At 46.4% G+C, this 20,887-nt stretch carries 19 protein-coding genes; 1 reads left to right on the top strand and 18 read right to left on the bottom strand.

What is annotated here, in order from left to right:
• Positions 1-120: 120 nt before the first annotated feature.
• From HNR77_RS12035 to HNR77_RS12020, 4 genes are read right to left on the bottom strand one after another with little or no spacing between them, the layout of a single operon-like run.
• A complete protein-coding gene (locus tag HNR77_RS12035; RefSeq protein WP_184184177.1) occupies positions 121-1,725 on the bottom strand; it encodes a type 2 periplasmic-binding domain-containing protein in 1,605 nt (534 codons plus the stop codon).
• 53 nt (positions 1,726-1,778) lie between these two features.
• A complete protein-coding gene (locus tag HNR77_RS12030; RefSeq protein WP_184184174.1) occupies positions 1,779-2,681 on the bottom strand; it encodes a carbohydrate ABC transporter permease in 903 nt (300 codons plus the stop codon).
• An 18-nt stretch (positions 2,682-2,699) separates the two neighbouring features.
• On the bottom strand, positions 2,700-3,659 hold the full coding sequence (locus HNR77_RS12025; RefSeq protein ID WP_111271454.1) for an ABC transporter permease: 960 nt from the start codon (positions 3,657-3,659) through the stop codon (positions 2,700-2,702).
• 11 nt (positions 3,660-3,670) lie between these two features.
• Entirely contained in the window at positions 3,671-4,393 is a 723-nt protein-coding gene (locus HNR77_RS12020) for an alpha/beta hydrolase (RefSeq protein ID WP_260410525.1), read from the bottom strand.
• A 542-nt stretch (positions 4,394-4,935) separates the two neighbouring features.
• On the opposite strand from HNR77_RS12020, the gene HNR77_RS12015 reads away from it, so the two are divergent.
• On the top strand, positions 4,936-5,853 hold the full coding sequence (locus HNR77_RS12015; protein ID WP_184184168.1) for a serine hydrolase domain-containing protein: 918 nt from the start codon (positions 4,936-4,938) through the stop codon (positions 5,851-5,853).
• Positions 5,854-5,989: 136 nt separating this feature from the next.
• On the opposite strand, the gene HNR77_RS12010 is transcribed toward HNR77_RS12015, so the two are convergent.
• From HNR77_RS12010 to HNR77_RS30630, 14 genes are all read right to left on the bottom strand, one after another.
• Complete coding sequence (locus HNR77_RS12010) at positions 5,990-6,235, bottom strand: AbrB/MazE/SpoVT family DNA-binding domain-containing protein (RefSeq protein ID WP_090919903.1); 246 nt, start codon at positions 6,233-6,235, stop codon at positions 5,990-5,992.
• A gap of 170 nt (positions 6,236-6,405) precedes the next feature.
• Positions 6,406-6,870, bottom strand: a complete 465-nt coding sequence (gene trmL, locus HNR77_RS12005; RefSeq protein ID WP_184184165.1) for a tRNA (uridine(34)/cytosine(34)/5-carboxymethylaminomethyluridine(34)-2'-O)-methyltransferase TrmL — start codon at positions 6,868-6,870, stop codon at positions 6,406-6,408.
• Between the two features lie 170 nt (positions 6,871-7,040).
• Positions 7,041-8,129 carry a 3-phosphoserine/phosphohydroxythreonine transaminase gene (serC, locus tag HNR77_RS12000; RefSeq protein ID WP_260410524.1) on the bottom strand — a complete coding sequence of 363 codons (1,089 nt, stop codon included), beginning with the start codon at positions 8,127-8,129 and terminating at the stop codon, positions 7,041-7,043.
• 236 nt (positions 8,130-8,365) lie between these two features.
• A complete protein-coding gene (gene glnA / locus HNR77_RS11995; protein ID WP_111272309.1) occupies positions 8,366-9,790 on the bottom strand; it encodes a type I glutamate--ammonia ligase in 1,425 nt (474 codons plus the stop codon).
• A gap of 412 nt (positions 9,791-10,202) precedes the next feature.
• Entirely contained in the window at positions 10,203-11,267 is a 1,065-nt protein-coding gene (gene aroF / locus HNR77_RS11990) for a 3-deoxy-7-phosphoheptulonate synthase (RefSeq protein WP_111272448.1), read from the bottom strand.
• A gap of 320 nt (positions 11,268-11,587) precedes the next feature.
• Positions 11,588-12,541, bottom strand: a complete 954-nt coding sequence (locus HNR77_RS11985) for a 4-hydroxy-3-methylbut-2-enyl diphosphate reductase (protein WP_184184248.1) — start codon at positions 12,539-12,541, stop codon at positions 11,588-11,590.
• A gap of 67 nt (positions 12,542-12,608) precedes the next feature.
• A complete protein-coding gene (locus tag HNR77_RS11980) occupies positions 12,609-14,069 on the bottom strand; it encodes a sensor histidine kinase (protein WP_184184159.1) in 1,461 nt (486 codons plus the stop codon).
• Position 14,070: 1 nt separating this feature from the next.
• Entirely contained in the window at positions 14,071-14,760 is a 690-nt protein-coding gene (locus HNR77_RS11975) for a response regulator transcription factor (protein WP_184184156.1), read from the bottom strand.
• A gap of 172 nt (positions 14,761-14,932) precedes the next feature.
• Positions 14,933-16,570, bottom strand: a complete 1,638-nt coding sequence (locus HNR77_RS11970) for a S1C family serine protease (RefSeq protein WP_184184153.1) — start codon at positions 16,568-16,570, stop codon at positions 14,933-14,935.
• Positions 16,571-16,719: 149 nt separating this feature from the next.
• Positions 16,720-17,382, bottom strand: coding sequence for a response regulator (locus HNR77_RS11965; RefSeq protein WP_184184150.1), 663 nt, complete (start codon positions 17,380-17,382; stop codon positions 16,720-16,722).
• Entirely contained in the window at positions 17,379-18,416 is a 1,038-nt protein-coding gene (locus tag HNR77_RS11960) for a sensor histidine kinase (protein ID WP_184184146.1), read from the bottom strand. The genes HNR77_RS11965 and HNR77_RS11960 overlap by 4 nt, the downstream gene beginning before the upstream one ends.
• Before the next feature lie 3 nt (positions 18,417-18,419).
• Positions 18,420-19,454: a cell wall-active antibiotics response protein LiaF gene (gene liaF / locus HNR77_RS11955; protein ID WP_184184143.1), complete on the bottom strand. Its 1,035-nt coding sequence runs from the start codon at positions 19,452-19,454 to the stop codon at positions 18,420-18,422.
• Between the two features lie 297 nt (positions 19,455-19,751).
• The gene (locus tag HNR77_RS11950; RefSeq protein WP_184184140.1) at positions 19,752-19,961 is read right to left on the bottom strand and encodes a hypothetical protein; all 210 of its coding nucleotides are present in this window, start codon (positions 19,959-19,961) and stop codon (positions 19,752-19,754) included.
• Between the two features lie 111 nt (positions 19,962-20,072).
• Complete coding sequence (locus HNR77_RS30630) at positions 20,073-20,612, bottom strand: 3D domain-containing protein (RefSeq protein ID WP_184184245.1); 540 nt, start codon at positions 20,610-20,612, stop codon at positions 20,073-20,075.
• Positions 20,613-20,887: the final 275 nt, after the last annotated feature.

Below are 20,887 nucleotides of genomic sequence, written 5' to 3'. Positions count from 1 at the left end.
ACTACATTTTAATTGAAAGAACCCGGCTGCGTTCGGGGAGAGACCGCGCACCGGGTTCAATCGGACGGAGAGACAGAACGCTCCTGCCATCCCCATTCTGTTCTTTACTGCTTTACGTTTTTACTTGAACTTCTCGTTCAGTTCATCCAGATATGGTTGAACCAATGACATTTTGCTGTTAACCCACTCTTTCCAGTTGGCTTCCAGGTCTCCGCCTTTGAGGATCAAGTTGGCATATTCGTTTTGGTAATCGAAAGTAGCTTGACTCTTCGCTTTGGAATCGTACAGGTTAACATCCCAATCGTATGGTGCCAACGATTTTCCTTCTGTACCCAATTTCGCTTTCTCTTGGAACAATTCCACAGCTCTGTCACGGTAATCTTTTTTGATTGCAGGATTCACAACACTGAAGTCATCGCCAAGAAGATAAAGTCCTTCAAAACGTGCAGGATATTTGTCTTCCAGTACAGTTCCCTCAGGCAGCAAGCTTACCAGCTCTTTGTTGTCATCGTATTTCCAGTCTTTTCCTTCAAAGCCCATATTGATGAGCAGTTGTCCTTCTTGGGTTGCGGAGTAATCGATCAGATCCATGATGCGTTCGAATTTCTCGTCACTGATGTTCGGATTGAAGATCAGAGCAGACCAGAAGTTGGCTTGTTCCATGTTGCGGTATTTACCATCATCGCCCAGCACGATTGCTGTGTGAACAAGATCATCACTGTCGACGCCAAGATTTTTTCTCATATCGGAATCCAGACCTTGTCTGTAAGAAGCGAGTCCACCAAGACTGGTTACCGCCGCTGTACCTGTTACTTTAAAGTTGTTTTGCCCTTCATTGTTTTTCCAAGTGTAGAACTCTGGGTTAAGCAGACCATCCTTGTATGCTTTTTGCATTAATTTCAGACCTGTCAGTGTTTCCGGGTCTGCAGGACCCCAGTGGAACTGACCATCTTCACCTTTGTAGAATGGAACATCTGTAATTGCATGAACATTGTTAGGCATAATGATGTTTGTCATTGCATCGGCAGCATTGTAAGACAATGGCACCAGTTTATTACCTACCTTACCCGGGTCTTTTTCTTTCACGAGTTCAGCGAACTGATTCAATTCAGAAGTTGTGTACGCATCTTTCAGTTCAAAACCAACGGCTTTAGCCCAGTCTTTGCGAAGAGCGATAACACCAATTTGGTTCGTCAATGGGTCAGCCGGTTTGTTTTCAAAATAAATCGGTCTAGGAAGCACATACGTACCGCCTGTCAGTTCTTCCAGCTTATCGCCAAGTCCTGTCAGCTTGTAAGCTGCAGCAACGTTTGGCCAGCGCTCTTTCCAGTCATCCGGAAACTTGTAGAACAAGCCTTGATCAATATTGTTGATTGCATCGCCGTGTACATAGTTCCATACCGCTACATCCGGCAGGTCGCCAGAGTTGATCCACAGACGAAGCTTTTCACCCCATGAATCCCAGTCAATGTAGTTGTAATCCCATTTAATGTTGAACTTGTCTTCCCAGAATTTGTGGAATTCATTGTCCATATTTCCGTTCTTTACTTCAGTCAGGTTCGCTACAGAAATGGTCAGGTTATCTTTGTAATTTCCTTCCGCATCCTTTTCGTTGCCACCATCTGAACCTTTGCTGCTGTTGGAACAAGCGGATACCACCAACATCAAGAGACAGAGTGTGATCACAAATAACGATTTGACTGACAGCTTTTTGTCCGTTTTCATGCTTTTACCCCCATGTTTTTAGTCGAATTTCTTTGGAAATCCTATGTGTATAATCAGGTCTTGATAGCCCCTGTTAATACCCCTTTGGCAAAGTGCTTTTGCAGCATTGGGAAGAAACACATAATCGGTACCATTGTGACAAATACCGCAGCCATCTTCATCCCCATCGAGAAGCTGCTGAGCTTAACGGCATCGACACTGGATGCGTTGGATGCATTCGTTGTAGAAGTTACTATGATGTTCCTCAGCACGTTTTGCAGCGGCAACTGATCTGCTTTTCGCAGGAAGATCATCGCATCATACCAGCTGTTCCAGTAGGCTACCCCGTAGAAGAGAGTGATGGTTGCCATAATTGGTGTTGCCAGCGGAAGAACAACGGAGAACAAAATTCTCCATTCCCCTGCGCCATCCAGCCTTGCCGACTCCATCAGCGATTCAGGCAAGGTGTAGAAGTAGTTCATCATCAGGATCATGTTAAAGGCACTGAAGCTTCCCGCCAGAATGACGGACCATAACGTACCTGTAAGATGCAAGGATTTCATAATGAGGTACAGTGGAACGATACCTCCGTTAAAGATCATGGTGAACAACACCAGGAAAAAGAGAAACTTTTTGAACGGGAAATTGCTGCGGCTCAGACCATAAGCCATACTTGTTGTCAGGAACAAGCTGAGCGGCAAACCGATTACAAGCAGAATCAATGTATTTTTGTAACCCGACAGGATGCTTCCGTCAGCGAACAACGCTCTGTAAGAGTCCAGCGTGAATTCTTTCGGGAACATCAGGAACGGATTTTCGGCATACTCCTTCTGTGTTGCAAACGAGATCATAATAACATTCCAGAATGGAATCAGAATCATCAGTGCCAACACTAACAAAATCGCGAAGATCACATAATCAAGAACGGTCATTCGTTCCGTGCCAATCTTCGGCTTTCTTCCAGCTTTCTTACTCATTTCGTTACTCCTCCTTTCTTATCGGAACAAACCGTCTCCGCCAAGCCACTTGGCAAATCTGTCAGCCAGAAGCAGCAGCACCATATTCACCAGGGAACGGAACAAGCTGACCGCTGTCGAGAATGAGAAGTCGGTTGAGGACTGGAACGTAATCCGGTAAATATATACATCCAGCACTTCCGATACATTTTTCGTTGCTGCATTCGCCAAGTTGAAGATCTGGTCGAAACCAGAGGACATCAATCCGCCGACGGACAAAATAAACATAACCGTAATCGTAGGAAGGATGTTTGGCAGGGTGATGCGGAACATTTGCTGCATCCGGGATGCCCCGTCAATCTGTGCAGACTCATACTGGTCCTGATCGATACCCGAGATTGCCGCGAGGAAGATAATCGCACCCCAGCCGCTCGATTTCCAGATATCCGTCAGAAGCAGCATCGGAACAAAGTTGGATTCAGATCCCAGAAAATTAATCGTTGGCAGTCCCAGTAACGAGAGTGCACTATTCACCAATCCGTCATAAGCAAGCACGTTGATCACAACCCCGGATACGATAATCCAGGACAGGAAGTGCGGGAATGTCAGAATGGTCTGGAACCACTTTTTCCCTCTGCGCATCCGCAGTTCATTCAGCAGCAGTGCCAGAATAATCGGGAATGGGAACTGAATAATCAGTTTCAAAATGTTAATGTAAAGCGTCCGCCATACGGCATCGATAAAGGTTGGATCACGGAAGACGTATTTGAAATTCTCAAATCCACTCCAAGGGCTTCCCCAGATTCCCAGGTTTGCCTTGTAATCCTTAAATGCCAGTGACAGGCCGCCCATCGGCATGTAAGCGAACAGGATCAACCAGACAAGCCCGGGTACAAGCAGGGTATACGTCATTCGGTGCTTCCAGATTTCAGTCCAAAGCGACTTGCCTCTCATGTTTGCCTTCAGCTTTTTGCTAGGTCCTTCGGCTGCAGGTTTCAATTTGCATCTCCTCACTCTACTATGGTGTTGTCGTTGTAAAGAAAATCAAACATCGTTTTCAGATGCTGTTCCCAAAATCTCCATTCATGCGTCCCCGGTGTCTCCACATACCGAAAATCAAATGCAGTTCCCTGCATGTACTCCGCATAGTCCCGGTTCATGTCCACAAACGGATCATGGTCACCGCAGCAGCTCAGAATCTTGGGCAAGGGGGCTCCCTGCTCCAGCAGCTTGGCTGACAATGCGTAAATATCCTGATCCGCCTTTACCTGTAACCGTTCCCCAAAAACCGCTTTCATTTCCTTGACCATGCCTTCAGGCATGTGCGGATCATGAAGCCTTGCTTGAAGATTCGTCACCCCGGATAACGATACGATCTTGCTATATCGCTCAGGATAAGTCAGGCCGCATTTTAAAGCGCCGTAACCACCCATGGATAACCCGGCAACAAACGTTTTGGCCGGATCGGTATTAAGCCGGAGCAGTTTTCCGCATATTTCGGGCAACTCCTTAGTGATGTAGTGGAAGTAATTCAGGCCGTATTCCATATCGGTGTAATAACTACGGTTTGCTTCCGGCATGATGACGGTACAGCCGTACTGGGCTGCGTACATCTCAATGGTGGTTAGACGCTGCCATGTGCTCGCATTGTCTCCAGCCCCGTGGAGCAGATATAGTGTACCGCCTGAAGTCTCTCCGGAGTCACTGGACACCACATGTATGCTGGTATTCATGCATAATGTAGGCGATCCGGTTTCGATCGTAATATGCGCCATTTCGTAACCCCTTTCAGCTTTGCCACTATTGACTACGGCTTACTGCGAATCTCTTTTTCTCTGTGTGCTGTAACGTTTTCTCATGCTCCCCGTGAAAGCTCTGTTATCGAAACGATTCTCTCGAATCGTTTCAAACATAACCAACGTTGATTTACTAAGACTTAAAATATCAACATTTTACTTGGAAGCGATTTCTTCGAATCGTTTCGAATAAATCATAATCCCGATGAGTAAATCCTGTCAATAACCTTTTTACATTTTTCGCGTTATTTTATCAAAACAGTGACTTAACAGCTTCAATTTTGATCCAAAAGACACTTTTATTGTGAGCATGTTAAAGTTTAACCATTCATTTTTGCACCTGAATTGACATTGAAGCAAGTTTGTACTAACATGAGTTCTAATTTTGTGATCAGATTACGGAAACGTTTCACTAGATTAAAATCAAATGCATTTTTGATGGAAACAAATCGGATTTATCCTTAAATCAGGAGGGTATCATGTCTGAACAACTGAAAGGCTTTATAGACACCATTACAACGCAGCAGCTTCAGGTTCATTCTGTACGTGTACTGCAGCATGGACAGCTCTTGGACGAATGGCATCAGGATACCGATCGCCGCCGTGTACAGCATTCTGTCAGCAAATCCTTCACCTGCATGGCAGTCGGTCTGGCCGTTCAGGAAGGTCTTATTCATCTGGACGCAAAGCTGGGCGATTACTTCCCTTATGATCAAGTACAATGCAGCTCTTCACAGCTTCCTTCCCCGCGAGAGATTACACTGCGGGATCTTCTGCGCATGTCTTCAGGCCATGATTCCCCCCCGCTCTGGGCAGACGAACGAGCTTCCTTGCAGGAAAAAGACTGGGCGAAACATTACATGTCTCTATCACTTGATAGAATGCCTGGAGCGCATTTTACATATAGCAGCGGTGATACATTTATGATTTCAGCCATGCTGCAGGCAGCAATCGGCCAAACAGTTAAAGATTACCTCATTCCACGACTGTTTGAACCACTCGGTATGCATAATATTGTGTGGGAAACTTCTCCTCTTGGCGTGACCCTCGGTTGTGCAGGTCTATGGCTGACTAATGAGGAATTAAGCCGATTCGGTCAGTTCATTCTTCAGGAAGGGCTCTGGAATAATCAGCAGCTTGTTCCTGCCGAGTGGATCAGAGCAGCTACGCGGAAGCAAATTGATACAAGCGGGAATGGAAACGGAGATTGGGGACAAGGCTATGGTTATCAATTCTGGATGTGCACGCATGGTGCTTATCGTGCTGATGGAGCTTATGGTCAATTCTGCATTATGCTGCCTTCCAAAGATGCAGTCATCAGCATCAATAGCCAGGAAGAGAATATGCAAGGCATTCTGGATGCCGTTTGGGCGCAAATTCTGCCTATATTAAACTGAAATAGAGCTGATCACACGGTTACTACGATGACAAAGTGATCGAGGAGGAGCCGATTTCATCTGCTGATTTATTTTACCAAGATACAAAAACGCCATTGAGCTTCAGAGCTCAATGGCGTTTTTGTATCTGATTTTCTTATGATAGCTGAGTCATTTCTTCCAAGCATTGTGCGCATATGTAACGCTCTTTAAAGTCATTGACATCTTCCATCGAACCGCAGAAAATACATTTCGGGCGATATCTTTCCAGAATAATATGATCCCCTTGCACTAGAATTTCTACAGGATCTCCTTCATTCATTTGATACCTTTTACGCAAAGATTTAGGCAATACGATCCTACCCAATTGGTCAACTTTGCGAACTACTCCAGCTGGCTTCATAGCTACGGCACACCTCTCCTATCTTACTCTGAATTTCTAGGTACATTAGTACTATATCTATAGATTCGCCAAAATTTTGTCGAATCCTGCTGGAAATAAACATTTTTTGTCCTTTTTTTTGAAAAATGTTTTTTCAGCGAATTCTAACCTCATTTTGCAGCTCATTTTTGCTAATCCAAACCGGGAAAATCCAGCTGGCGCAGCGCCTCATACACAATAATTGCCGCCGAATTGGAAAGATTTAACGAACGTACGTCTCCCGTCATCGGCATTTTCATGCAAGTCTCTGGATTTGCAGCAATTAACTCAGGCGGAAGCCCTTTTGTTTCTTTGCCAAATACGAGAAAGTCTCCATCTTGAAACTCAAAATCGCTATATCGATTTTTCGCTTTCGTTGTTGCGTAGAAAAAACGCGCATCCGCATACTTCTCTTGCACCTCAGCAAACGAATCATGGTATTCAATATGAACCGCATGCCAGTAGTCCAGTCCGGCACGTTTAAGAGTAGCATCATCTGTCCGAAATCCCAATGGACGAACAAGATGCAGATGGGTACCCGTTGCCGCACACGTCCGCGAAATATTGCCTGTGTTAGCTGGAATCTCCGGTTCAACAAGAACGATGTGTAATGCCATATGTGTTAGATCTCCTTTTTAGTTCAGGTTCGTAATTACAACAATCCTTTAATTCTAAAGAAAAGCCTTCCACACGTCAATGTGGAAGGCATTGGAACAGCAGCCGCTCAACCGTGGAACCGCTTCTCGAAGGCTCACTGCTGTAAGTTTTGGTCTTCTTACATTTGCAACTATCCGTTTGTTTGCTGGAAGTGGTTCATAAAGTCAGTAAGTGCCTTAACGCTCTCATATGGTGCAGCATTGTAGATGGAAGCGCGAAGACCGCCTACACTGCGATGCCCTTTCAGACCAACAAAACCTTCCTGCTCAGAAGCTTTAATGAATTTCTTTTCCAGCTCCTCGGATGCAAGACGGAACGTCACGTTCATTAACGAGCGGTCTTCTGGCACAACGCAGCCACGGTAGAAATCACCGGAGGAATCAATTGTATTGTAGAGCAGCTCGGCTTTTTTGATGTTCTTCTGCTCTACACCAGCCAGACCGCCCTGCTCTTCAATCCATTTCAGCACTTCGTTCACCATATAAACCGAGAAGGATGGCGGTGTATTGTACAGGGAGTTGTTGTCCACATGTGTACTGTAACGGAACATCGTTGGAATGGTTTTTGGAGACTCACTTACCAGTTCCTCACGTGCGATTACAACCGTAATGCCCGAAGGTCCAAGGTTTTTCTGTGCGCCTGCATAGATCATGCCAAACTGATTCAGGTCAAACGGTTTGCAGAAAATATCACTCGACATGTCTGCAATGAGCGGTGCAGATCCCGTATCAGGGAACGACTTGAACTGTGTGCCTTCAATCGTTTCGTTGGAAGTGATATGCACGTAAGCCGTACGCTCAGGCAATTCCAGGTTCGAAACATTCGGCAATTTCATAAATTTATCAGCTTCCGATGATGCAGCGATCTGCGTCTCACCAATCAGCTTCGCTTCAGACAGTGCCTTTTTAGCCCAGCTGCCTGTCATGATGTAACTGGCTGTCTGACCCGCCCCGAGCAAATTCATCGGCAGCATCGCAAACTGAGTGCTTGCACCGCCCTGCAGGAAGAGCACTTTATATCCTTTAGGATTGCCTAACAGCGACAACAGACGCTCCTGCGCTTCATTATGTACAGACTCGTACACGGCTCCGCGGTGAGACATCTCCATAATCGACATACCTGTATTACGAAAATCTACAAATTCCGCCTGGGCACGCTCCAATACTTCTAATGGCAATGCTGCTGGTCCTGCATTAAAGTTATACGCTCTCTTTGTCAAAAAATCCCCCGCCCTTTCCATCCTTAACTGACATATGAAGTAAATATTATCGCTATGATATCAGTATTCCCTGACCGCTTCAAGGGAAATATGCACTGAAAACGCATTTCAGGCTATCGAATTCCTTTATCACCCTAAAAAGTTAAAGCACTGCACTGTTTGCTTCAAGGAAAAGCCTCCGAGAGCAACTCCCGGAGGCTTTGAGCTGGAACCACTCAGGTTCCGACCTCGACCGATTAGCAGTCGAAGTAGAGGCTGTACTCGTGCGGATGAATGCGGATTGCAACAGCTTTAGCTTCATCGCGCTTGAGATTGATGTAATTATCGATGAATTCTTTTGTGAATACGTCGCCTTCAGTCAAGAACTCATGGTCAGCTGCGAGTGCATCCAATGCTTCTTCGAGGGAAGCTGGTACACTGCGGATGTTTTCTTTATCTGCATCAGACAGGTCATAGATATTTTTGTCCAGTGGACCATATCCAAGCTCAGTCGGGTTGATTTTGCGTTTGATTCCATCCAGACCCGCCATCAGCATTGCAGAGAATGCCAGGTATGGGTTAGCTGTGGAGTCAGGTGTACGGAACTCGATACGACAGCCTTTAGGGGTTACAGCAGCAACCGGGATACGTACAGCTGCGGAACGATTACCTTTGGAGTATACCAAGTTAACTGGTGCTTCATAACCAGGTACAAGACGTTTGAACGAGTTTGTACTCGGGTTTGTCAAAGCGATCAGCGCCGGAGCGTGGTACAGAATACCGCCAATGTAGTGCAGAGCCATTTCGCTCAGGTTTGCATATCCGCCTTTGTCATAGAACAATGGGGAGTCACCATCGAAGATGGATTGGTGAACGTGCATTCCGCTACCGTTGTCGCCAAACAATGGTTTTGGCATGAACGTTGCAACTTTGCCATATTGACGTGCTGTATTATGAACGATGTATTTGTATACAAGCAGGTTATCTGCTGTTTTCTTCAACGTATCAAAACGGAAGTTGATTTCAGCTTGACCAGCTGTTGCTACTTCATGGTGATGACGCTCGATAGACAAGCCGGCTTCTTCAAGCAAACGGCACATTTCACTACGAATATCTTGTTGAGTGTCCACTGGTGCTACCGGAACATATCCGCCTTTTGTGCGAACTTTGAAGCCCAGGTTGCCGCCTTCTTCTTTGCGGTTGGTGTTCCATGCTGCTTCTTCGGAATCTACATAATAAGAGGAGCTGTTAGTACCGCTCTCATAACGAACATCGTCGAAGATGAAGAACTCGGATTCCGGTGCGAAGAACGCCGCAGTACCTACGCCGCTTTCTTTCAGGAAAGCTTCAGCTTTCACTGCGATGCTGCGCGGGTCACGCTCATAACGCTCGCCATCCGGTGTGAAAATGTCGCACATAACATTCAGTGTAGGGTGTGCAGTGAACGGATCGACATAAGTCGATTCAGGGTCCGGCATCATAACCATATCGGACTCTTCAATACCGCGGAAACCTTGGATCGAAGAACCATCAAACGCTACTCCATTTACGAACGTGTCTGCATCAACAGCCGAAGCTGGCAAAGAGATGTGATGCGCGCGACCAGCCAAATCTACAAAACGAAAATCTACCCACTCGATGTTGTTCTCTTGAATTGATTTCAATACGTTTTCAACCGACATGTATTCGTCCTCCCAAATATTCCGAACATTAAACAACCCCACGAAGAAAATGTCTATATATTCGAATTTTTTTCTGTCGTCATTATAAAATCTCAAATGTGACATCGTCAATACTTATGTAAGGTATTTTTTGCAGGTATGTTAGGTATACTTACATTTTGGAATACATATAAATTCATATAACAACGTTTTTTGTTTATATTTGACTGGTTTAATGCGGTGAAGTAACCACGAAAATCTCCTAAATGATGGAAAAACGTAACATCATAAATGTTTCTTATCACCTTTGTTAATAAATATGTTCATCCGCGCAAAATAGACGAAAAACCGGACATCTCCCTCAATTGTTCACAAAGAACAATTCGAGGCAAAAGTCCGGTTTGAATGGCTTATTTTCCGTTATGCAGTTGAATTATACCCCTACACGTGCCGGGAAAAAGTCAGCAGGCTGTTTAGCTGTGTTAAACGTTTTGCCCACAATCGGAGCTAATTTCTCCAGATCCTGCAGCAGGTTGGCAAACTGATCAGGGAACAGGGATTGCACCCCATCTCCAGTCATAGAGTTATCCGGATCGGTATGCATCTCAATGATCAGACCGTTTGCTCCGGCAGCTACCGAAGCTTTGGTCATTGGCTCGACCAGCTCGCGACGGCCTGTTCCATGGCTCGGGTCAGAGATAACTGGCAGATGGCTCAGAGACTGCAATACAGGGATTGCTGACAGATCAAGCGTATTCCGCGTGTAAGACTCAAATGTACGGATACCGCGTTCACACAGCATTACATTCGGATTACCGCCTGCAAGAATGTATTCTGCTGCATTAAGCAGCTCATCGTATGTCGCACTGAATCCACGTTTCAGCAATACAGGTTTACCACACTCGCCCAGCTTGCGCAGCAAATCAAAGTTCTGCATGTTCCGTGTCCCTACCTGCAAAATATCCGCGTACTCCGCACAGATATCTACATACTCCGGTGTCATCACCTCTGTGATTGTCAGCAGGTTATGCTTCTGTCCTGCTTCAGCCATCATGATCAAACCTTCTACACCTGTTCCCTGGAAGCTGTAAGGGCCTGTGCGTGGTTTGAAGGCACCTCCGCGAAGCACCTGTCCGCCCGCGGCTTTAACAAGTCCAGCGATCTCATCAATCTGTGCTGCGGACTCAACGGCACAAGGCCCGCCCATGACGACAAGCTCTTTGCCGCCGATATCCACACCTTTAATAGAGATGACAGTGTCTTCCGGATGGAAGTCACGGCTTGCCAGTTTGTACGATTTCGAAATCTTCACCACATTCTCTACACCCTTCATCTGGCGCAGATGTTCCTGCATTTTCGGCTCCACTTTACCGATCAGACCGATGATGGTGCGATCCTCTCCGCGAGAGACATGTGCCTGAAGCCCTTCCTTTTCAATAACACTAACGATATCCCGGATTTGATCCTCCGAAGTATTCTTGCCTGCAATTACGATCATATTTCTCCCATCCTTCCTTTTATAAGAGCACCTGTGTGTATTTCGTTCGTCTGGTTGTGTTAATTTGTGAATATAAATTCAGATCAAACTCTGTCGCGCTTAAACGCTTGTTCGCTTTTAAGCTTTTAATCACTAAAGCAAATATATCACAGTTATTTCTCTTCGTCAAGATGAAACATGGATGAACATACCTGCTCTTGTCTCCACAGAGTATAAAAAAAAACATCCCGCTCGCCATATCCAACAAAGGAATGACAAAACAGAATGTTTCCGTTTCTTTAGTCTATATATTTATCTATTTCAGATATTTCATCTGGAGATTATGTGGTGCGAGTTTTCTCTCTTACCGGAGGCAATAGTTTACTCATGTTTACCGTACGCTTGATTTCCCAAGTCTCCGGCTGATCATGCTCATACTGCTCCAGGTACTGAATAACTTCCTTCGTAATTGGTGTTGGTGTTGAAGCTCCTGATGTCACAGCCACTTTCTGTACACCTTTCAGCCACTCCTGCCGGATTTCGGACACATCCGACACACGGTATGCAGTCACACCCGCAATCTCCTCTGACACCTGTGCCAGACGATTGGAGTTATTACTGCGCGGATCACCTACAACAATCACAAGATCAGACTGACCCGCTTGTTCAGCAACTGCCTCCTGACGTACCTGTGTAGCAAGACATATTTCATTATGAATCTCGGCACCAGGGAACTTCTCCAATAGCCGGCTCATTATATGTTTGATATCCCATTGACTCATCGTTGTCTGGTTGGTAATCAAAATTTTGCCCGCAGGCACACAAAGACCTTCGATCTCCTCTTCCTTCTCGATCAGATGCACATGGCCTGGCGCAACACCGATTGCCCCTTCTGGCTCTGGATGGTTCTTCTTGCCGATGTAAATAATCTCATATCCTTCGGCCGTTTTCTCCCGAATCAGATCATGTGTTTTGGTCACATCAGGACATGTTGCATCCACTGTGGTCAGACCTTTCTCCCGAGCCAGCTTACGCACCTCCGGCGATACCCCGTGCGCTGTGAAAATGATCGTGCCGCTCTGCACCTGATTCAGAATCTCCATCCGATTCGGACCGTCAAGGGTAATGATACCTTCATCTTCAAAAGAATCTGTCACATGTTGGTTATGCACAATCATGCCCAATATATAAATCGGCCGTGGTAAATCCAGATTACGTGCAGCCTGACGCGCCAGCACCATGGCGTCCACAACTCCGTAACAATATCCCCGCGGCGAAATTCGCAGTACTTCCACTTGGTTGCCACCCGCTTTCTTTCCCGGCTGTACAGCCGTTGTAATTGCAGTCTTTTCTATTATACCTTTATTCAATAGGCGGGGCAAAGACAACCGGCAGCCAGATGATAAACGTTGTTCCTTCGCCGCGTCTTGTCACAACTTCTACAGACCCGTTATGCTCCTCGATGATCCATTTCGCAATGGATAAACCGAGTCCAATGCCCGGCGTCGCCCCGCGGGATTCATCCGCACGGTAGAAGCGATCGAATATAAACGGCACCTGATCCCGTTCCATGCCGATCCCTGTATCGCTGATGCGCAGTCCAACCTGCCCTTTGTACAAGACAGCATCCAGGGTTACAGACCCCTCCGGTGTGTACTTAAACGCATTCTCGATAAAAATAAACAGCATCTGCTGCAAATAGTCTTTGCTTCCGTTCACATAAATACCGTTCAGAATCGACAGATCACCTGGCGACCATTCTGCTTGCCGATCCAGAAATTGTGCTCTGCGCGCCACTTCCTGTACCAGAATTTGCAAAGGAATCGGATTAAGCTCGATTTTCTGGCCTGTATCCGCTCTCGCCAGTGACAACATATCACTGATCAGACGGCTCATACGTTTGCCCTCATCAGCCATATCCTCAATGGCTTCCAGAGACATCTGCTTGATCGTTTCTTCATCCAGATTCGGGCGATCCCCGCCCTCTTGATCCCACAGCTTTTTCAGGAAATCTACATTTCCCCGAATCGTTGTCAGTGGAGTACGTAGTTCATGAGAAGCATCTGATACAAAACGGCGCTGTGCCGCATTTGTCTCTTCCAGCCCACGGAAAGACAATTCAGTACGCTCCAGCATGTTGTTCACCGTCTCGATCAGACGTCCGATCTCATCCTTTGGCCCGTTGTACTGAATACGAACGCTGAGATCATCACCGGATTGAATCTGATTGGCTGCATCAATCACATTAACCAGTGGTCGCATCGACTTGCGAGCCAGGATCAAACCGGATGTAATGGCAAGCGCCATGGCTACCAGCCAGCCAAAGACGAGAATGTTCCGCAGCGCTTCCAACAGGCGCTCCTGTGAGCTGACATTCGCACCCACCTGAAGCAAACCTCTGATCTCATTGGTCCCCTGAAGAGATAAAGCCTGCTGGTTCACCAGAAAAGGGATGCCGTGTACTGTAACTTTGGAAATGCCAATTTCATCGCGAATATTATGGATATTGACGATAGGGAAAACGATTCCTGCTTTCTCCAGATTGCCCGAGGACTTGTATGATCCCGTGCGGTAATCGACCAATTGAATATAAATCTGAGCCTCTTGCAGCTGACTCTCTGCATACGGATCAAGATCAAGAGTCTGTGATAACGGATTAAACCCGATCTGCTCAGTGATCCTCAGACTTTTTTCCCTCAGCTGCTGCTCTACTTCATTGTACGTATTAAAATATACAAACGCATAAATGACGACACCCCAAAAAATCAGCACGGCTGCCAGAATCCCAGAGTACCATGCGGTTAGTCTCAACCGGATGGACATGTCAGGAGTCACCTCTCAAAATATAACCGGCCCCCCGGATCGTCTGAATAACACGTTTACCGCCATGCTCTTCCGTCTTCTGTCTCAGCATAGCGATGTAGACCTCCAGAACGTTGGATTCTCCGCTGTAATCGTATCCCCAGATTTTGTCCATAATCAGATCTCGAGACAACACTCGCCTAGGATTCTGCATAAAGAGATGCAGCAATTCGAATTCCTTTGCAGTCAGCTCAAGACGTTTTCCATCCCGGAGCACTTCACGCGAATCATTATCCAGAATGATATCTTCATATACCAGACGGTTATCGGCCACACTGCTGATATCGGCTTTGCGGCGCAGCAAAGCACGGACACGAGCGAGCAGCTCTTCCAGCGCAAACGGTTTTACCAAATAATCATCAGCGCCGGTATCCAGTCCCGTGACTCTGCTCTGAATCTCATCTTTGGCCGTGAGCATCAAGACCGGAACTGTGCTTCCAGCTTCCCTTAATCTGCGACATACTTCAAAGCCGTCAATTTGTGGCATCATCACATCAAGCACCACAATATCGGGTTCTTTGTCCATCAGCTTGCTAAGGCCTTCTGCCCCGTTGGAAGCTGTCTGTACATCATATCCTTCAAATGCCAGCCCCCGGCGTAGCATAGACACAATTTTTTCGTCATCATCTACAATCAAAATAGTTGAGCGCATGGTCTTTCTCCTTTACCCTAACGTTTGTATTCCCATTGTAACAGGCCCAGGCTTGATTCGCACCTTCTCCATCTCAAGCGTGGTTCGAAGCTATAATAAGGGCACAGTGCAAAAAACGGAAGGGCGGTCAAACCCTTCCGTTCTTATGCTTGCTCTTTTGCATCATGCACTCTTATTGCTGCTGTGTTTGTGTTGTATTGAAATCGTTCTTGTTGCCAATTTTCACCTTCACATCAATCTTCTTGCCGTCACGAACGACATTCAGCGTAACTTCCCCGCCGACTTTCTGAGTCTTGATAAAGTCAATCAGATCCTGGCTTGTTGCTTTTGGAGTACCGTTTACGCCGGTAATAATGTCATATGGTCTCAGATCAGACTGATAGGCTGGCGATTGGTACACCGTGCTAGCAACAACCGAACCTTCCGTAATGTTGGTTCCCATTTGTTTAGCTACTTCTGGAGTGAGATTCATAAGGGAAGCACCAATGAACGGTACAGGTTCTTTGGGAACATCCTTATTCTCTTTCAGATATTTCACAGCTTCAGAGATCACACTGGATGGTATTGCAAAACCAATCCCCTGTGCATCCGCACTCACAGCAACGTTCATGCCGATAACTTCACCATTCAGATTAAGCAATGGACCACCAGAGTTACCTGGGTTGATCGAAGCATCTGTTTGCAGCAGATGGCTGTATTCACGAGTTTTTCCTGTTTCTTGATCCGGAATGCTGATCGTACGTTCTTTGGCACTCAGAACACCCGCAGTAACAGTATGTTCAAAACCTTCCGGGTTACCAATCGCTACGAGCCATTCACCAACCTGGGTATTGTTTGAGTTGCCCAGCGGCGCAACCGGGAAGTCTTTATCTCCGCTGTTTTTCTCAATTTTCAGCACCGCAAGGTCCAGATCAAAGCTGCTGCCCAGAAGTTTAGCTTCATAAGGCTTGCTGTTGTTCTCAAGTGTTACCTGAATGACGTCTGCACCCTGAACAACGTGCTGATTGGTCAGGATATAACCGTCTTTGTCAAAAATGAATCCTGAACCGATCCCCATCGGAACAAGTTGATTGCTGGCCTGAGGCTGCTCGCTCTGACCTTGATTGCCACCAAGCCCGTTATCATTACCGCCGCCAAAAAAGTATTGATACAGCGGATCATTGGTATTGGCTCCACCCTGTCCGGAACCACGTGTGGACTGTTTTGCCAACGTTTCAATTTTCACGACAGCCGGACTAGCCTGTTTCACCACAGAGGATACATCCTCTTTACCTGTTGGCAGCAAGGACGCCGTCACATTGTTACCTCCACCTGTATTGCTTGGTGTTTCTTGAGCAGATTCTGTTCCGTTATTCGTCAATGCGGCCTGTGGTGTAAACATGTTCGTTCTGTCTGCTGTGTACATCAGCACCGTGATGACCAACATACCGGCAATAAATGAGAACAGAAGGGATCTTACAGAAGACCTTGGTCTGCGATTGTTGTAATTCCATCCACCATTATTGCCGCCATTCCCCTGACCGCCACCAGTCCCGGAACCGCTGCCACCAGAGATTCTGCCTGCCTGATCCGAAGCTCCGCTGTTATAGTAGGTCGGAACAGGCTTGACCGGATCTGGTCTGGTAATCTCCACATTTCCTTCTTGGCGTGCCCCATCGGAGCCAGCTGTATCTTCCTGATTCACGGACTGAAACGGTCCATAAGAATAATAATAAGAGGAATCATTATTTCCGGCAGAATTGCGATTCTCCGCTTGTGTTGTTTCCTTTTCCTCATCTTGTCGGTTTGATCTATAATTACGGTCGTCCATGCCTCTCTACCTCCCAATCTCTTATTCGCAAGAGATATTCTTTAACTGTCCTTATTTTGTACTTTGAACCTTAATCGCACCTTAAAAACAATTAAAAAGGAGATAAAAGCATGCAATATTTGCTGTTTTTTCCCGTCATAGCAGCATTTTCAGCTATTTTTCTTCACCCAGCCCTGTCGATGAGCATAGATGGCCAGCTGCGTGCGATCATCCATTTCACATTTCATCAGCAGGTTGCTTACATGAGTTTTGACGGTTTTGATACTGATATGTAACTCTTCTCCAATATCTTTATTGGTTTTTCCCTCTGCAACAAGCAGAAGCACTTCCTTTTCCCGTTCCGTAAGTCCAGATTCGCTTTCTCTTGCTGTACGCTGCCGGATTCCCCTCGTCAACGCCTGTGACACATCTCCCGTCATCACCGGCATGCCCCTGTTTGCACCTTGAAGAGCGTAGATCAGTTCTTCGGCAGAGACGGTTTTCAGCACATAACTGACCGCTCCTGCTTCAATCGCTTGAACAACAAGGTCATCCTCTAGGAAACTGGTCAGCATCACAATTTTCATACCTGGAAATTCGGACATGATGGCCTTAGTCGCCTCAGCTCCATTCATGACTGGCATCATCAGATCCATGAGAATCAGGTCCGGCTTATCCGTATCCTTCATCTGACGAAGCTGTTCCAGCGCGTCCTGACCATTCCCCGCTTCTGCCATCACATGAAAAGCAGGCTCCAGCATCAGATATGTTTTCAAACCCATCCGAACCATATCATGGTCATCCACAATCATTACGTTAACTTTGCCGTTCATTCCGTTTCCCCCTCTGACACATTCTGAAATTTCGGGATGAGCACCCGTACCGTTGTACCGGCTCCAGGCTTGGATATAATCTGTACCTGTCCGCCGAGCTTCTCCGCACGTTCCCGCATCGTAGACAAACCGTATGACCCTGGACGTTCGGTTTGCTGCAGGAAACCATGCCCGTCATCACTGATGCTCATGCTGATCTGATGCTCAGATTCCCGAATCGCCAGGCTGACCAGTCCGGCTTCCGCATGTTTGACAACATTCGCTACAGCCTCCTGAATAATGAGAAACAGCTGGTGCTCAATGGCATCCGAGACTCCGCCATCCAGTTCCAGCTCTTTCACACCTTTAAGTCCGTTTTGCCGGCAGTAGTCAGGGAACCAGCTGTCCAGCGCAGCTGCCAGATCACGCCCTTCCAGTTCTACCGGGCGAAGCTGGGCAATCAATCCGCGCATCTGACGCTGTGCAGTATGAGACATCTGAATTAACTGGTGCAGCACAGTGCGTCCATGCTCAGGATTCATCTCCATCAGACGCGGCAGCGATGAAGCCGACATATGCATGGCGAACAATTGCTGACTGACGGTGTCATGCAGGTCTCTTGCCATTCGCTTGCGTTCCTCGATCACTGCACGTTCAGAAGCCTGCTCCTTCTCAATGACTTCCTGCTCGCCCAGCCGCTGAAGCAATCTCATTTTATTTTCAATGGATTCCATCATCACATTAAATTCCTGATACACCCGCCCAAATGAAGCATCATCAGCCTCCGGCATACGTACGGCCATATTGCCTTTGGACACTTTAAGCATGTTCAGATCGAGCAGATCAATTTTCCGTTGCAGGCGAAGCGCCGCGATATATCCCGTAACAATCGTGCCTGCAACGACAATTCCAATAAAGGTCCATGCCCGATTGCGATTCGTACCTGCAAGCACATCCCCATATAACAGATAGAATCCGCCCAGTGTGATCAACCCGGTTAACACAAAATACGTCATCAGTTCCCATTTATTCGCTTTGAGAATCGTTCGAATCATGTGTTAACCCACCTTATTCACTTTGACGTCACCGATAAACACACTGGCAATAATTCGCACTTTTTTACCAGCTTCCATATAATGTGGAGTTTCTTCCTGCGCGCTGCTCATAAAACCGCCACGTTTGTGATCCAGAAGCTTCATGTCTCCGATAAACGAATTCGTTGTTAACGAGATGCCCAGATCCATATCCTCTGGAACAAATACCTTCACATCACCGATAAAATGTGAAATGACAATTTTGGTCTCTCCATAAGCAATTTGCGCCTTGGTTAAATCAATCACCGTGTCCCCAATAAATGAGGAGATATTCATCGGTTTCAGCGAGAATACTTCCTTACCCATATGAAAGTCGCCAATAAACGTAGATTTATTAAATGTTTTGGTCCCGTAATCTTCATGATAACCATAGCTATGGGAGTGACCGAAACCTCCATATTTCTGTTCTCCCGAATGGGTATTGTAGTGCTTGTCAAACGAATCCTTACCACCGCTGTTTACATTCTGCTGCTCACCCGAATGAAACGATTGCTGCTTGCCTGAAATGGACTCCTGATTTGGCTTGCCAAACGTTTTCTCGAACTCTTCGTCAAATGACGAAGGCATCTCCAAATCCTTCTCAGACAAAGGCTGATATGGCTGCTCAGGCGGTGAAGGCGGGGTCATACTTCCTTTTCCATGATGTTTCCGGTCACGCTGCCCAGGTCCGATCAATACATACAAACCGCCACCGATCAACAGAATCGGGATCAGATAACGAATGAATTCTCCGATCGAGTATCCGATCACACCCAAATTGCGTGCAAGGAAAAATCCCCCTATGGACAAGACGATTACTGGCCCAAAAGCAGCATATCCACCATGACGCCGAATCTCCGTCAACCCTTTGACTCCCCACCAGATCAGGAATACCGGCCAATATGTTCTGAAAATATATCCTACATCAATGTCATATCCCAATTGTTTGAGCAAGATCATTGCACCAATAGCGATAAGAGGTATGCCAACCCACCAGCGTTCAAGCGTAGATCGTTTCATCACTCATTTCTCCTTCGTCGTTATTATAAATCCAGTGTACATCAGACGAGATGATGTTAACAGCGCCGACAGGTGGAAGTTGTCTCAGTCCCGAGACCGAGCCTGGAGGAACATTATGTTAAATAATTATTAATATTTGTTCGAATACACAATAAAGAAAAGAATACATAGAAACACCCCGGAGCTGCTGCCCCAGGGTGTTATACCGACTCCATTTTGCATTTCATACCATTAGATGTTTTGTACTTCGTAATATCATTCGTTTTGCACTGCATCCCATTAGATGAGTGGCAAAACTTACTTTTTCAGTTTGCCTGCACGGCCCGTTTGACCTGTGTTTTCCACACCAAACTCGGCATTATATTTTTCATCAGGTGTTTGGAAATTGTCTTGTACTTTGTTTTGAGCAGCTTGCTTCACTTTAGAAGCAGCACTTCCATTCTCCTGACCAAACTCAGCATCATACTTCTCGTTAGGCGTTTGGTACCCTTGTGATTTTTTAGCCACAACGAATCACCTCTCTCTTCATATTTACACTGCACATGGCAGTGCGGGGTTCGTCCCCAGTCAATATTATGTGAAGAGCGGCTTGCTGTTATTCAGGCAACACATTCCATATCAGATGGCCTTATCAAGCCAGGAATCCGGAACGGTTTTGTAGACATCAATGGCTTTGGACAGCTCTTTAAGCATTTCCTCCGTACATTTCCCGCCGCCCTGCTTGATCACTTGAACCTCTACATCCTTTTTGCCCCATTCTTTGTATACCTGCTTTGTCGTTGGAAAGTAAAGATCAATTTTGTTTCCTTTGATCGCCGACCCGGTATCTGCAACAATTCCATAACCGTAACCGGGAATATACAAAATGGAGCCCATCGGAAACAGCTTCGGATCAGCAGCGATAGTAGAGACCGTTTCCTTGTCCCGACGTACCTTTACACCTGAATATGTGATGCCGTATTGAGGATGCTTCGGTGTTTTGCCAGTTGATTCAACACCTGCTGTATACCCCGTTGCAGTCACTTTTTTCGTGCCCAAAATTTGTTCCGAACGCGGCGCAAGCACTGGCATGCCCGGATCAACCGGGTCAACCACTCGTTTCGCCTGAAGCTCGGGCTTTGGAAGCACAATCGGCTGCGGCGACCACATCAAAGCCATGTATGCTAAAGTCGTTAATTGGGCCTCGTCCGTATGCAGCGGTTGAGCCTGGCCTAACCTGGATGGTCGCTCCAATGCTGCACCTTGGGCCACTTCGTGATCTTCATCCGTTTTAATTGGCTGTACATGCAGGACCGTACTTTCCTCTTCAAATATATAGGCCTGGGCCTGATTGAAACTCATCAAAATTCCAGCAAAGATAAAGCAGCACATGATGATGAACTTGTTTTCATTCACATTTGAAACATACTTTTTCATGTTCATGGTATAACCTC

This window comes from Paenibacillus sp. JGP012, from assembly GCF_014203995.1.
In the GTDB taxonomy this organism is placed as follows: domain Bacteria; phylum Bacillota; class Bacilli; order Paenibacillales; family Paenibacillaceae; genus Paenibacillus; species Paenibacillus silvae.
This window is presented reverse-complemented; position numbering and strand designations above follow the sequence as displayed.

Bases quoted from the DNA above. Each gene is read 5' to 3' on its own strand.
- HNR77_RS11980 (WP_184184159.1), bottom strand. From the start codon at position 14,069: ATGTCCATCCGGTTGAGACTAACCGCATGGTACTCTGGGATTCTGGCA.
- HNR77_RS11965 (WP_184184150.1), bottom strand. From the start codon at position 17,382: ATGAACGGCAAAGTTAACGTAATGATTGTGGATGACCATGATATGGTT.
- HNR77_RS12030 (WP_184184174.1), bottom strand. From the start codon at position 2,681: ATGAGTAAGAAAGCTGGAAGAAAGCCGAAGATTGGCACGGAACGAATG.
- liaF (WP_184184143.1), bottom strand. From the start codon at position 19,454: ATGAAACGATCTACGCTTGAACGCTGGTGGGTTGGCATACCTCTTATC.
- HNR77_RS12020 (WP_260410525.1), bottom strand. From the start codon at position 4,393: ATGAATACCAGCATACATGTGGTGTCCAGTGACTCCGGAGAGACTTCA.
- HNR77_RS12015 (WP_184184168.1), top strand. From the start codon at position 4,936: ATGTCTGAACAACTGAAAGGCTTTATAGACACCATTACAACGCAGCAG.
- trmL (WP_184184165.1), bottom strand. From the start codon at position 6,870: ATGGCATTACACATCGTTCTTGTTGAACCGGAGATTCCAGCTAACACA.
- HNR77_RS30630 (WP_184184245.1), bottom strand. From the start codon at position 20,612: ATGGCTTTGATGTGGTCGCCGCAGCCGATTGTGCTTCCAAAGCCCGAG.
- HNR77_RS11960 (WP_184184146.1), bottom strand. From the start codon at position 18,416: ATGATTCGAACGATTCTCAAAGCGAATAAATGGGAACTGATGACGTAT.
- HNR77_RS11975 (WP_184184156.1), bottom strand. From the start codon at position 14,760: ATGCGCTCAACTATTTTGATTGTAGATGATGACGAAAAAATTGTGTCT.
- glnA (WP_111272309.1), bottom strand. From the start codon at position 9,790: ATGTCGGTTGAAAACGTATTGAAATCAATTCAAGAGAACAACATCGAG.
- HNR77_RS12035 (WP_184184177.1), bottom strand. From the start codon at position 1,725: ATGAAAACGGACAAAAAGCTGTCAGTCAAATCGTTATTTGTGATCACA.
- aroF (WP_111272448.1), bottom strand. From the start codon at position 11,267: ATGATCGTAATTGCAGGCAAGAATACTTCGGAGGATCAAATCCGGGAT.
- HNR77_RS11970 (WP_184184153.1), bottom strand. From the start codon at position 16,570: ATGGACGACCGTAATTATAGATCAAACCGACAAGATGAGGAAAAGGAA.
- HNR77_RS12010 (WP_090919903.1), bottom strand. From the start codon at position 6,235: ATGAAGCCAGCTGGAGTAGTTCGCAAAGTTGACCAATTGGGTAGGATC.